Consider the following 12,036-nt stretch of genomic DNA (forward strand, 5'->3'; position numbering starts at 1 on the left):
TCGCTCCTACAAGATAACGCGATGTAGGAGCGAGCTTGCTCGCGATGCGGTATCCCCTTTTATTGCTGCTGAACCGAAATAGTCGGCGTCGGTGAGACGAAGACTTTGGCGTGCATCTGCTCGCAACCACCGCCGCGGCGCATGCCACGTACCGGGCAGGCGTCCAGGTAGTCGAGGCCGACCGCCAGTTTCAAATGACGCTCGGGCCTGGCCAGTTGATTGGTCACATCAAAACTGTACCAGGCATCGTCGAGCCAGGCTTCGGCCCAGGCGTGGCTGGCCAGGTGTTCACTGTTCTCGCTGTACAGATAGCCCGACACATAGCGCGCAGGAATGCCCAGGCTACGCGTGCAGGCGAGAAACGCATGGGTATGGTCCTGACAGACCCCGGCACGTCCGGCGAAGGCCTCCGCGGCGCTGGTTTCGATTTCAGTGGAGCCTGGTGTATAGGTCATATGCTGGTTAAGGCCGTGCATCAAGTCGATCAACCCGCTGCGATCACGGCGTGTGCGGCATTGCTTTTGGGCAAAGGCACGCAAGGCCTCATCCGCCTCGGTCAAGCGCGTGAAACGCAGGAATGGCAGCGCCGACTGGCTCTCATGTTCGGCTTCACGCTTTTCATCGATGTCCACTTGCCCACGGGCGCCGATGATGATCGCTTCATGCGGCTCGTCCATGGTCAACACATGCAGGATATTGCCGAACGGGTCCAATTGGGCACGCACCGGCCGCGGCAGCTCGAGCTGCCAACTGAGGACGTGCTGACGCTCGCTGTCGTGGGGGGTCAGACGTAAATACTGGATGCTCGCCCGCACCTGATCTTCGTAGTGATAGGTGGTCTCGTGGCTAATGGAAAGTCTCATGCAGCCTCCAGGTAGGAACTGTGAATAGCGTTGCCCAACTGGCGCACCAGCGGGATGAATTCGGTAAGCCAGGTGTGCAGGCCTTCGTCGAGGATTTCGTTGATGCCGGTGTAACGCAGACTCGCGTCTATCTCCGCCGCCAGGCGTTGCGCCGGTCGACCGTTGGTGCCCGGCAGGCTGGCGAGGATCTGGTCGATCTCCTCGGTACAGGCACGCAGGGAACGCGGTACATCGGCCCGCAACAGCAACAGCTCGGCAACGTGACGCGCACCGGGCGCGTCGCGGTAGATCTCGGTATAGGCCTCGAACGAGGACAGCGCGCGCAGCAAAGCGCTCCACTGGTAGTAAGCGTGGGCGGTGCCGTCGCTGACCGCTTCGGCCTGATCGCCGGCCATTTCGTAACGAGCATCCAGCAAGCGCAGGGTGTTATCGGCCCGTTCGATAAACGTACCGAGGCGGATAAAACGAAATGCATCGTTACGCATGATGGTGCCGTAGGAAGCACCGCGAAACAGATGGGAACGCTCCTTGATCCACTCGCAAAAACGGCTCATGCCGTAGCGGCTAAGGCCTTGTTCGGCGATACCGCGAATCTCAAGCCAAGTGGCATTGATGTTTTCCCACATGTCGGCGGTGATTCGCCCACGCACCGCATGAGCACTGGCCCGTGCGGCACCCAGGCAGCTGTAGATGCTCGCAGGGTTGGCCGCGTCCAGCGCGAAAAAGTGCAGCAGCCGTTCAGCATGCAACGCACCGTGACGCTCCAGATAGTCATCCAGCGTACCGGTGATCATCAGCGGCATCGCCAGCTCATGCAAACCGTCACCACGGCCGTCCTGCGGCATCAACGACAGCGAATAACTGACATCGAGCATCCGTGCAAGGTTTTCCGCCCGCTCCAGGTAACGCGACATCCAATACAAATCCGAGGCAGTTCTACTTAACATGGCAGGCTTCCTTCAATCCTCGACCACCCAGGTGTCCTTGGTACCGCCACCCTGGGACGAATTCACCACCAGGGATCCTTCGCGCAGTGCGACGCGGGTCAGGCCGCCGGGCACTACCCGGGTTTCCCGGCCAGACAGGACAAACGGGCGCAGGTCGATATGGCGCGGGGCGATGCCGTTTTCGACAAACGTCGGGCAGGTCGACAGGCACAGGGTCGGTTGGGCGATGTAGGCGTGAGGCTTGGCTTTGATCCGCGCGCGGAACGACTCGATTTCCGCCGCCGTCGCCGCGGGCCCCACCAGCATTCCATAACCGCCGGAACCTTGAGTTTCCTTGACTACCAGTTCGGGAAGGTTCGCCAGCACGTGGGACAGCTCCTCGGGTTTGCGGCATTGCCAGGTGGGCACGTTCTTGAGGATCGGCTCCTCGTCCAGATAGAAACGGATCATGTCGGTGACAAACGGATAGACCGACTTGTCGTCTGCCACACCGGTGCCGATGGCATTCGCCAGCACTACATTGCCAGAGCGATAAGAGGACAACAGACCGGGCACGCCGAGCATCGAGTCGGGATTGAACGCCAAGGGGTCGAGGAATGCGTCATCGAGACGACGATAGATCACATCAACGGCCTTCGGCCCGTCGGTAGTGCGCATGAACACACGGTCATCACGCACGAACAGATCAGCCCCCTCGACCAGTTCGACGCCCATCTCCCGAGCCAGAAACGCGTGTTCGAAGAACGCGCTGTTAAAGCGTCCGGGAGTCAATACCACTACGCTGGGGTTCTCCAGCGGGCTGGAGCTTTTCAGGGTGTCGAGCAACAGGTTGGGGTAATGATCGATCGGCGCAATGCGCTGGGCAGCGAACAACTCGGGGAACAACCGCATCATCATCTTGCGGTCTTCGAGCATGTAGCTGACACCGCTGGGCGTGCGCAGGTTGTCTTCGAGCACGTAATAGGTGCCGTCGCCGTCACGCACCAGGTCGACGCCAGAAATATGCGAATAGATATCGCGGTGCAGATACAGCCCTTGCATGGCCAACTGATACTGCTCGTTGGCCAGCACTTGCTCGGCCGGGATGATGCCGGCCTTGATGATGCGCTGCTCGTGATAGAGGTCGGCGAGGAACATGTTCAACGCCTTGACCCGCTGGATGCAGCCACGTTCGACGATCCGCCATTCACTGGCGGGAATACTTCGGGGAATAGTGTCAAAGGGAATCAGGCGCTCCGTCCCCTGCTCATCACCATAGAGTGTGAAAGTAATACCGGCGCGATGAAATAGCAGATCGGCCTCGCGTCGCCGTTGTGCCAAAAGCTCGTCAGGCGTTTCGGCTAACCAACGGGCGAACTCCCGATAATGCGGACGGACCTGGCCGCCGGCATCATACATCTCATCAAAATAGGTGCGGATCATGCCGTACTCCTTGTCACCCGGACACCAAGGCTTCGCAAGGCCCGTGCCAGCGGCATAAACGCTTTAATATCAATCAGTTGGATAATAGCCCGGCAGGTGTCGCACCATTCCCGTGCAGCAAACGCCCCAACTCGATCGCCCCCGCTTCATTGCGAAGCAATGCCTATAGCTATCACCAGCATAGTCAGACTTGATTTCGCTGCACGCGTGAACCTCTGGATAATCCGCGATCTTTTGATCTTCCAACAGCCACAAACGAAATCGGCCGACCCTGAGGTCAGCCGATGCTGAGTGTTGATGCTGTTCATAGGTGTTATGCGAGTAACCCTCGTACCTCCTGCTTCACGCCCCAACCTTCGATAATCCCGCCCAGAGGCTCGACCACCGCCTCGAAATCCTGCTCGAAGTCACCGATGCCGCCGTAGGTGGCATACATCACCTTGCTTAGCTCCAGATGCCAGGCCCCGTCATCACGCACGCTGATCTGAGCATTCAATGACTCACCGCGAAAATGTCCTGCCGCCCTGCGCGCCCGCTCCTCATCCGGGAAAATGGCGTAGAACTCGATGGGATGGAATCGTGAAAAATCAAAACCGCCCTCTTTCATGCGGCGCAGCACGCTGCTGCTGATGTCTTCTTGATAGGCTGTGCTCATGAAACGTCCTCCTCAAACTGATGGATAGACTTTCCGTACTCCCTGCGCTCGCAACCACAATGGTGAAAGCGATACGACAATAAGATTGCCGCCGGGAAACAAGCATGTAGCTGACAAGAGACCAGACCTTAGCGATTCATTCGCTGATCTCGATTGCAGAGTAGCGCGAAGCCAGCCCCTGTGCCAGAGCCTCAAGAAGCCGGGGTGATATCGAGGATTTGAATGCTGTACTGATCTTTCAGGCTTTTGACCGTGGGGTCATCGATACGGCCTTCCAGATCATTGAGATCGAGCTCGGCCGGGACTGGCAGCAACTTTGCAAGTATCAAGTGCGCAGCCTGCTCCATGGTGGGTTCTTGCTCGCAGTCAAACTGCTCGACGGTTTGAACACCATGATCATCAACGAAAGTGACTTCCCACTTTTGCATTGGTGCCTCCTCGATAAAACCCATGGATGGGCTTACATCATCTCGACCTTGAGCAGTGAGCATCGTTCCACCCACAGCACTCAGGGACTTTGCATAAAGAAGGCCGCCAACAGGCGTAATGCCGGTCAGTTAAGGCAGTTGTAGGAGCGAGCTTGCTCCGGGCGGCGTTCCGACGATGGACTTAAGTGCGCCGCGTTTAGCCAGTAAACACGCGTTATCGTTAACGACCATCGCGAGCAAGCTCGCTCCTACAGTGGACCACATTCGCTTAACTGAACTGCATTACGCCAACAGGCGACCTTCTTTCAAAGAGCAACCGGTTCAAGACCTTATGGTTTTTCAGCGCGCTGTTTCAGCGCCTTCAAAGTGTTGAACGGGGCGTCAACGACGAACTTGTTGGCCAGCCACGACGGCACACTGCCGCCCGGTTCGGTGTGAACCTGGTAGGTCACTTCGATCTGATCTGCGCCTTTGGGTACGAACTTCCAGAAGCCTTGGACCTGAGCGACCCGCACGAAACCCTTTTCTTCAGGAATATACGTTGGCACACCTTCCAGTTTGCGGGTCAGGCTGCCATCGGCGCCTTCGACTGTGGTGACGTGCAGTACCGAATCGCGTGGGGTAACCGGCCAGGGCGGACTGAACTGAGTGTAGGTCCAGCTCTGATCGCCTTCGTGCTTGAGCAGTTTCTGCGATTTGCACTCATGAATCCAGGCGCACGCCCCTGAGACATCCTCTTGCAAGGCACGCAGTTTGGCGATGGAGGTCTTCATGATCGTCACGCCGCGATAGGCCTTGTATTGGGAGCCGGCGACTTCACTCAGGGAAATCTTGATCCCGTTTTCATCCTTGGCAGTCTGCCAATCTTCGGCCTGAGCCGTTGCGGCCAGCAGAACAGTCAAACCACACAGCACAGCCATTCGATGCAGCGAACCCATTGTCTTATTCCTTATTGTTGAAGTTCCGTACATTGAAAACACTAAGCCGCCGTCATTTGCTCCCACCAACCCAACAATTTGATAGCTTCTTCACGGCTGCTGCCGCACACCTCGACATCCGCCTGAAAAGCCGCGCAGACCGCCGGCCGCTCGGGCATCCCGAAGATGGCGCACAGGTGCTCGGCAGTAAGGTGCACGCAACGTTCTCCCGCGGCTTTGCCATTGGGCATGCCGGGGATCGGTGAACTGATGGAAGGGGCAATGCAACAGGCGCCACAGCCTTCACGGCAATTCATGACGAACAAACTCCTCGTGACGGCCAAAGTGTTTAATGACGAGCAATAGAGTACCCGCTAAAACAGCCGTTTGAAATTAGCCAGACCGTGGTTTTTTCACTCAAACAGCCGTGACTGACCAGTCTCCGACAAAGCGTCAAGACCGTGGGTCACAGCAAGGTGTTTGTACTTACTGTTTGAACTGGAAATCCAGCGCGGCACCTTCGACCTCGCGACGCTCTTCATTACGTAGCTGCAACCCCATTTCATTGTTGAGCAAGCGACCGTTGAGCTGAAACGGACTGTCCGACTTTGGTTTTGCGCCAAACAACTTTGGCAGTAACGGCTGACGCCTGGTCTGCAGCAGTGCACCCGGGGGCTGCAAATCCCTGACCATATCCTGCGGCAGGCTCAAGTCCAGATTGACCGCAGGCAACGGGGTTTGCACTACTTCACTTGCCGGCTTTGACTTGGAAGCGATGGGCGCACGCCTTTTGACAGGCGCGTGCTTTTTTACCGATGCAGGCTTCTGCGATTTCGCCGTGGAGGCAGCCACAACCGGCTTGTCCTGGCTGGAAGCCGCCATCACCGTCACGTTATTGAAGACACTCAATAAGCAGACTAACAACCAACCAACAGGAAAAATCGCTTTCATAGGCACTACAGCACTAACGGCAGAGGTGGCATATGCTCGCTTGTTGAACGGTCCATGACAAGCTCCCGATAAGCCGACCACTCGACGGGACCTGGCCCCTGTCAGAAACCGCCCGCCGCCTCCTGACAAAGCTGACTTGCGAGCATGCCCAAGGTCATCAGCGTTCGCTCGGCCTCGCGGTTCCACGGAATGCCGCAGTTCAATCGAATGCAGTGATTGAACTGCTCGGTGTTACTGAAAATCAGCCCCGGCGCGATGCTGATGCCCTGTTGCAAGGCGCGCACATGCAGTTCTTGGGTATTGACCCGGCCAGGCAGGCTGACCCAGAGGATAAAGCCGCCGGTGGGTCGGGTCATTTGCGTGCCTTCCGGGAAATACTGCTGCACCGCCAGCTGGAAAGCACTGAGGTTCTTGCGGTACTCCTGACGGATATAGCGCAGATGGCGATCATAACCGCCGTTCTCCAGATAAGACGCGATCCCCATTTGCGTGACGCTGCACGCAGAATGGGTGCTGAAAGTCTGCAAACGCTGGATTTCCTGTTGGTACTTACCGGCGATCATCCAGCCGATCCGTACACCGGGTGACAAGGTCTTGGAAAAGCTCGAGCAGTAGATCACCCGATCCAGCCGGTCGTAGGCCTTCAGTGCCTTGGTACGGCCCTGCTCGAACATCAGTTCGCCGTAAATATCATCCTCGACAACCTGGATATCGAAATCCGATGCCAGACGCAGCAACTGCTTCTGCCGCTCCTCAGGCATGGTGCCGCCCAACGGGTTGCTCAGGCGCGTGGTCAGGACCAGGGCCTTGATCGACCACTGGTTCGCCGCCAATTGCAGCGCTTCAAGGCTCATGCCAATGGCAGGGTCGCTCGGGATCTCGATGACTTTCAGGCCCAGCAGATCGGCCAGTTGCAGCAGTCCGTAATAGGTCGGCGACTCAGCCGCGATCAGATCGCCTGGTCGGGTCAACACCCGCAACGACATCTGCAAGGCGTCGACGCAACCGTGGGTGATCACCACTTCCGATGGATCGACCACCACACCGGCATCACGCATACGAATCGCCACTTGTCGGCGTAACGGTTCAAAACCCGGACTAAACATGTAACTGAAGGCCCGCGGGCTATGAAAGCGCGTGACCTTGGCCAATTGCTGATGCAGAGCACGCACCGGCAGATAGTCGACACTCGGAACGGCGGCCCCCAGCGGAAACACGCCTTCGCGCCGCGACTCGACCAACACCTGCTGAATGATGCTGCTGCGAGTGACCAGACCTGGCCGCTCGACCCGGGCGATATCCGGGGTTGGCGCTGTCAGGGCCGGCGTCTGGTGCACGTAATAACCGGACTGCGGCCTGGCACGAATCAGCCCCTGGTCTTCGAGATTGGCGTAAGCCTGAAGCACCGTCGCATGGCTGACGTTGAGCTGCGAGCTCATCTTGCGTACCGAGGGCACGCGCTCGCCCGGCTGATAGACACCACGACGGATATCCTCAGCCAATTGCTGAGCGATACGTTGATAGAGCAAGAGATTGGTCATGACGCAGCACTCGATTTCACGGGCATTTTATTTTTGTGCAGAACAATACCGGAACAGTTTAGAAGTGTACGGGGACAGTTGCCACAATAGTTGACCGTACAGTGCAGTGTCAGCAAAAACTGTACTGTATTGCGAGCCAATTCGCAGGTACAAAAAAGCCCGGCACCTCAGGTTACCGGGCTTTCAGTGGCGAGGGTCTTAGCGGGAAGCGCCGAGCTGGCCTTTCTCGTCGGAGAACACAATTTCCACGCGGCGATTCTGCGCACGTCCGCGCTCGGAGGCGTTGGCCTCCACCGGATACTCATCGCCGTAGCCTTCGACCTGGATACGCTTGTCCTCGATACCCAGATCAATCAACACGTCGGCAACTGCTTGAGCACGATCGCGAGACAAACTGAGATTGTCCTGCTTGCCGCCGGTGCTGTCGGTATAGCCTTCAATCCGCACTACGCGCTTGGGATTGAGCTGGAGGAACTGAACGATTTTCAGCACCGTGCGATTGGCCGAGTTTTTCAAGTCCGCTTCGCCGGTATCGAACAACACATCCCCCAAGGTCATGACCAGACCGCGATCAGTCTGAGTCGTCGCCAGGCTGATGATCTGCTCTTCCAGCCATTTGCCCTGCTGCTGCACGCTGAGCAGCTTGGCCTCACGCAAGGCCAATTGCAGGCGCTGACGCTCCAGCTCAAGTTTCGCCGTGCGCTCCTGGTTCAGTATCTGTTCGCTGTGTTCTCGGGCAATTTCACTGTAGCGCTGGCTCAGGTAGGCGTAATGCGCCACATCCTTACCGCTGCCCCAGTAGCTAGACAGACGATCGGCGCGAGCCAGAGACTCACCGGCGCGAATCACGTCCTTGGGCGCGACGCGCAGCACATTCGAGTCTTCCTTGACCTTCTGGAAGTCGGCGCTGGCCTGGCGCAAAGCGGCGTCACTGTGCTGGCCGGCACAACCGTACAGGCTCGCGCAACCGGCCAATAGCAGACCACCGAATACTCTGGTCTTCAGGCTCATTGGGCATCTCCCAGTTGCTTGCGCAGGCGAGTGATACGGGTGTTGAGCACCTTCAGTTGTTCCTGGCTTTTCTGGGTCAGGACCCGTGCTTCAGCCAGACGGGCGTCCAGCTCAGCCTGTTCAGCTTGCATGCGCGCGTCCTTGAACGATTGGTGAACCATGTCAGCCTGAGCCTGGGTGAACTTGCCTTCAGCGAGTTTCAGCTCAGCGACGTCTTCAGTTGTCGCGCCCACGGCTTTGGCTTGTTCCAGGGCTTGCCCGGTCAAGCGCATCTGTTCATTCGGCGCCGGATCGGCTGCGCAACCGGCCAGAGCCAGAACGGCCAGGACAGCGAAAAGAGGTCGAATAGTCACTAGAAAATCCCAGGGTGCGTTCTTAATAAAGGGCGGATCGCGTTGATGCTGTGGTCGTGCCAGGCCAGGCGCGGGACGCAGGAAATGCTGTTCGCCTCTTCAAGTCCCGCAACGCAGCATGGCTCGACCACAGCTTCAACCCGAAGGGCCTGGCCCCTATGCTCATTGTTCCTGTCTCACCCCGATTTTGGCGGGGCGACGGCGCGACCGTCATTTATTGAGGACGCACCCTAAAGTTTTGGGCTGACGGGTTGCTGTAACTGTGCCTTCCAGCGCTCTAGATTGCGCTGCAGCACGGCTTCCGTCAGACCGGACGCGGGCAATTCTGTCATCTTTTTGGCCAACTGTCCGCGTAACCATGGGTCGTTGCAGGCAGAGTTATGGGAAACCGCGAGGAACAGGCCCGGTTTATCGATTGGTTGTGGATGGGCCGCCAGATCATTGGCCATCCCCAGAGTCTGGGCCGTCGCCATTCCTGCATAGCGTCCGGCAAGTACGTATTGCACCTCGCCTAAAAGCAGCTTCTGAAAGGCCTCGGTCAGGTTGGGCAGGCGCACAAGGCTCAACTGCGCCTTGGCGAACGCTTCAAACGGCTGGGTCAAACGGGCCTTTTCCGACACAGCGCCAGGATGACCGTGCAAGTCTTTCGCCTCGTTGTAGACCAGCACCGAATCCTTGCGAGTCCAGACCAGATAGTCGTTCTCCACCAACGGTGGATGAATGTAATCCAGCGTTTCCAGTTCATTCACCGTCAACGGTGCATCGGCGTGGATGTCCATACGTCCGCTGCGTACTTCATCCAGGGCTTGCGAGCGCAGGCCTGCGTACAGCAACTCGACCTTGAGCCCCAGCTCTCCCGCGATCTGTTGTAACAGATCGGCGCTGGCACCGATCAAGTGTGTCGGGTCTTGCGGGTCGCGCCACAGATACGGCGGTGCATCCGGGCTGCCGGTCACCACCAGGCGTTCGCATTTGCCTGCTGCGACCGACAGCACAGGCAAAACCGAAAGGCCCACCAGCAATGACAGGCCACTCCAGCGACGCAGATCCATGGCGAATTTCTCCCACTCAAATCAAAGACAATAAAAAGCCCGGCCAAAAGACCGGGCTCCTTATAAGTCAAGCCGCTGGATTAGACCAGCTTCTCAAACTCGGGGATGGCTTCGAACAAGTCCGCGACCAGGCCGTAATCGGCCACCTGGAAGATCGGCGCTTCTTCGTCCTTGTTGATCGCAACGATCACCTTGGAGTCTTTCATGCCGGCCAGGTGCTGGATCGCGCCGGAGATACCGACGGCGATGTACAGCTGTGGTGCAACGATCTTGCCGGTCTGACCGACCTGCATGTCGTTCGGTACGAAACCTGCGTCGACCGCAGCGCGGGAAGCGCCAACAGCAGCGCCCAGCTTGTCGGCCAGGGCGTACAGGTGCTTGAAGTTGTCGCCGTTCTGCATGCCGCGACCGCCGGAAACGACGATCTTGGCAGCGGTCAGTTCCGGACGATCGGACTTGGCCAGTTCTTCGCCAACGAAGCTGGAAGTGCCCGCGTCGTGAGCAGCCGCAACCGCTTCAACGGCAGCCGAACCACCTTCGGCGGCAACCGGGTCGAAACCGGTAGCACGCACGGTGATGACTTTTACCGACGCGTTGGACTGAACGGTAGCGATAGCGTTACCGGCGTAGATTGGGCGCTTGAAGGTGTCGGCGCTTTCAACCGAGATGATCTCGGAGATCTGGTCAACGTCCAGCTGAGCGGCAACGCGCGGCAGGATGTTTTTGCCGTTGGAGGTGGCGGCAGCCAGGATGTGGCTGTAGCCCTTGCCCAACTCCGCTACCAGCGGTGCAACGTTTTCTGGCAGTTGGTGTGCGTAGGCAGCGTTGTCGGCGACCAGCACTTTGGCCACGCCAGCGATTTTGGCGGCAGCTTCAGCTACAGCGCCAACGCCCTGACCGGCAACCAGAACGTGGATGTCACCACCGATTTTGGCGGCAGCCGCCACGGTGTTCAGCGTGGCCGGGGCCACTACTTTGTTGTCGTGTTCGGCGATTACCAAGATAGTCATGATCAGATTACCTTCGCTTCGTTTTTCAGTTTCTCGACCAGTTCAGCCACCGACTTGACCTTGATGCCTGCGCTGCGTGCAGCCGGCGCTTCGACTTTCAGGGTTTTGTTGGTGGAGGCGGTGGAAACGCCCAAAGCGTCAGGAGTCAGCACTTCAAGCGGCTTCTTCTTGGCTTTCATGATGTTTGGCAGGGACGCATAGCGCGGCTCGTTCAAACGCAGGTCGGTGGTGACAATGGCCGGCAGTTTCAGCGAAACGGTCTGTGCACCGCCGTCGATTTCACGGGTCACGGCAACGTTGTCGCCAGTGACTTCGACTTTCGAGGCGAAGGTGCCCTGACCGTAACCGCTCAGTGCAGCGAGCATCTGGCCAGTCTGGTTGTTGTCGCTGTCGATGGCTTGTTTGCCAAGGATCACCAGCTGAGGCTGTTCCTTGTCGACAACAGCCTTGAGCAGCTTGGCAACGGCCAGGGAAGTCAGGTCTTCGGCGGATTCGACGAGGATGGCGCGGTCGGCACCCAGAGCCAGCGCGGTGCGCAGTTGCTCTTGAGCGGTGGACGGGCCGATGGAGACGACGACGATTTCAGTCGCAACACCTTTCTCTTTCAGGCGTACGGCTTCTTCCACTGCGATTTCGCAGAAAGGGTTCATCGACATCTTGACGTTAGCGAGATCGACGCCGGAGTTGTCCGCTTTGACGCGAACCTTGACGTTATAGTCGACCACTCGTTTGACAGCTACAAGAACCTTCATGGATTCCTCGTTACTCTCCGGTGAAAAGAAAGTCGCCTAGGCGAACCTGGCGGTTGATGCTCATCGGGCACAAGGGCACCTCTAAAAACGCCGGCATTTGTAATGGTGACCCAGCTCACGAAGCGTGATGACCG

14 protein-coding genes are annotated in these 12,036 nt (G+C 58.1%); all 14 read right to left on the minus strand.

Annotated features, from left to right (window positions below; translation table 11 throughout):
- Positions 1–59: 59 nt before the first annotated feature.
- A complete protein-coding gene (locus AC07VR_RS05975; RefSeq protein ID WP_494993955.1) occupies positions 60–863 on the minus strand; it encodes a transglutaminase family protein in 804 nt (267 codons plus the stop codon).
- Positions 860–1,810, minus strand: a complete 951-nt coding sequence (locus tag AC07VR_RS05980; RefSeq protein ID WP_494993956.1) for an alpha-E domain-containing protein — start codon at positions 1,808–1,810, stop codon at positions 860–862. Before AC07VR_RS05980 ends, AC07VR_RS05975 begins: the two co-directional genes overlap by 4 nt.
- A gap of 12 nt (positions 1,811–1,822) precedes the next feature.
- Positions 1,823–3,232 (minus strand): circularly permuted type 2 ATP-grasp protein, encoded by a 1,410-nt coding sequence (locus tag AC07VR_RS05985; protein ID WP_494993957.1) that lies wholly within the window; start codon positions 3,230–3,232, stop codon positions 1,823–1,825.
- A gap of 313 nt (positions 3,233–3,545) precedes the next feature.
- Positions 3,546–3,887 (minus strand): ribonuclease E inhibitor RraB, encoded by a 342-nt coding sequence (locus AC07VR_RS05990; protein ID WP_493061445.1) that lies wholly within the window; start codon positions 3,885–3,887, stop codon positions 3,546–3,548.
- A 191-nt stretch (positions 3,888–4,078) separates the two neighbouring features.
- Complete coding sequence (locus AC07VR_RS05995) at positions 4,079–4,339, minus strand: hypothetical protein (RefSeq protein WP_494994080.1); 261 nt, start codon at positions 4,337–4,339, stop codon at positions 4,079–4,081.
- 305 nt (positions 4,340–4,644) lie between these two features.
- On the minus strand, positions 4,645–5,253 hold the full coding sequence (locus tag AC07VR_RS06000) for an START domain-containing protein (RefSeq protein WP_494993959.1): 609 nt from the start codon (positions 5,251–5,253) through the stop codon (positions 4,645–4,647).
- 41 nt (positions 5,254–5,294) lie between these two features.
- Complete coding sequence (locus AC07VR_RS06005) at positions 5,295–5,549, minus strand: YkgJ family cysteine cluster protein (RefSeq protein WP_495010697.1); 255 nt, start codon at positions 5,547–5,549, stop codon at positions 5,295–5,297.
- A gap of 169 nt (positions 5,550–5,718) precedes the next feature.
- Complete coding sequence (locus tag AC07VR_RS06010) at positions 5,719–6,183, minus strand: translation initiation factor 2 (RefSeq protein WP_495010698.1); 465 nt, start codon at positions 6,181–6,183, stop codon at positions 5,719–5,721.
- A gap of 101 nt (positions 6,184–6,284) precedes the next feature.
- On the minus strand, positions 6,285–7,724 hold the full coding sequence (locus tag AC07VR_RS06015) for an aminotransferase-like domain-containing protein (protein ID WP_494993962.1): 1,440 nt from the start codon (positions 7,722–7,724) through the stop codon (positions 6,285–6,287).
- Between the two features lie 198 nt (positions 7,725–7,922).
- On the minus strand, positions 7,923–8,735 hold the full coding sequence (locus AC07VR_RS06020) for an OmpA family protein (RefSeq protein ID WP_494993963.1): 813 nt from the start codon (positions 8,733–8,735) through the stop codon (positions 7,923–7,925).
- Positions 8,732–9,088, minus strand: coding sequence for a DUF4398 domain-containing protein (locus AC07VR_RS06025; protein ID WP_494993964.1), 357 nt, complete (start codon positions 9,086–9,088; stop codon positions 8,732–8,734). The genes AC07VR_RS06020 and AC07VR_RS06025 overlap by 4 nt, the downstream gene beginning before the upstream one ends.
- Before the next feature lie 230 nt (positions 9,089–9,318).
- Complete coding sequence (locus tag AC07VR_RS06030) at positions 9,319–10,140, minus strand: substrate-binding periplasmic protein (protein WP_495010699.1); 822 nt, start codon at positions 10,138–10,140, stop codon at positions 9,319–9,321.
- A gap of 80 nt (positions 10,141–10,220) precedes the next feature.
- Positions 10,221–11,150: an electron transfer flavoprotein subunit alpha/FixB family protein gene (locus AC07VR_RS06035; RefSeq protein WP_477768316.1), complete on the minus strand. Its 930-nt coding sequence runs from the start codon at positions 11,148–11,150 to the stop codon at positions 10,221–10,223.
- 2 nt (positions 11,151–11,152) lie between these two features.
- Positions 11,153–11,902, minus strand: a complete 750-nt coding sequence (locus tag AC07VR_RS06040) for an electron transfer flavoprotein subunit beta/FixA family protein (RefSeq protein WP_477768317.1) — start codon at positions 11,900–11,902, stop codon at positions 11,153–11,155.
- Positions 11,903–12,036: the final 134 nt, after the last annotated feature.

This window comes from Pseudomonas sp. GW821-FHT02H09 (assembly GCF_059421425.1).

What these genes read in the sequence shown, in the direction of transcription:
- AC07VR_RS05975 (WP_494993955.1), bottom strand. Translation starts at nt 863, where the DNA reads ATGAGACTTTCCATTAGCCACGAGACCACCTATCACTACGAAGATCAG.
- AC07VR_RS05980 (WP_494993956.1), bottom strand. Translation starts at nt 1,810, where the DNA reads ATGTTAAGTAGAACTGCCTCGGATTTGTATTGGATGTCGCGTTACCTG.
- AC07VR_RS05985 (WP_494993957.1), bottom strand. Translation starts at nt 3,232, where the DNA reads ATGATCCGCACCTATTTTGATGAGATGTATGATGCCGGCGGCCAGGTC.
- AC07VR_RS05990 (WP_493061445.1), bottom strand. Translation starts at nt 3,887, where the DNA reads ATGAGCACAGCCTATCAAGAAGACATCAGCAGCAGCGTGCTGCGCCGC.
- AC07VR_RS05995 (WP_494994080.1), bottom strand. Translation starts at nt 4,339, where the DNA reads ATGGGTTTTATCGAGGAGGCACCAATGCAAAAGTGGGAAGTCACTTTC.
- AC07VR_RS06000 (WP_494993959.1), bottom strand. Translation starts at nt 5,253, where the DNA reads ATGGGTTCGCTGCATCGAATGGCTGTGCTGTGTGGTTTGACTGTTCTG.
- AC07VR_RS06005 (WP_495010697.1), bottom strand. Translation starts at nt 5,549, where the DNA reads ATGAATTGCCGTGAAGGCTGTGGCGCCTGTTGCATTGCCCCTTCCATC.
- AC07VR_RS06010 (WP_495010698.1), bottom strand. Translation starts at nt 6,183, where the DNA reads ATGAAAGCGATTTTTCCTGTTGGTTGGTTGTTAGTCTGCTTATTGAGT.
- AC07VR_RS06015 (WP_494993962.1), bottom strand. Translation starts at nt 7,724, where the DNA reads ATGACCAATCTCTTGCTCTATCAACGTATCGCTCAGCAATTGGCTGAG.
- AC07VR_RS06020 (WP_494993963.1), bottom strand. Translation starts at nt 8,735, where the DNA reads ATGAGCCTGAAGACCAGAGTATTCGGTGGTCTGCTATTGGCCGGTTGC.
- AC07VR_RS06030 (WP_495010699.1), bottom strand. Translation starts at nt 10,140, where the DNA reads ATGGATCTGCGTCGCTGGAGTGGCCTGTCATTGCTGGTGGGCCTTTCG.
- AC07VR_RS06035 (WP_477768316.1), bottom strand. Translation starts at nt 11,150, where the DNA reads ATGACTATCTTGGTAATCGCCGAACACGACAACAAAGTAGTGGCCCCG.
- AC07VR_RS06040 (WP_477768317.1), bottom strand. Translation starts at nt 11,902, where the DNA reads ATGAAGGTTCTTGTAGCTGTCAAACGAGTGGTCGACTATAACGTCAAG.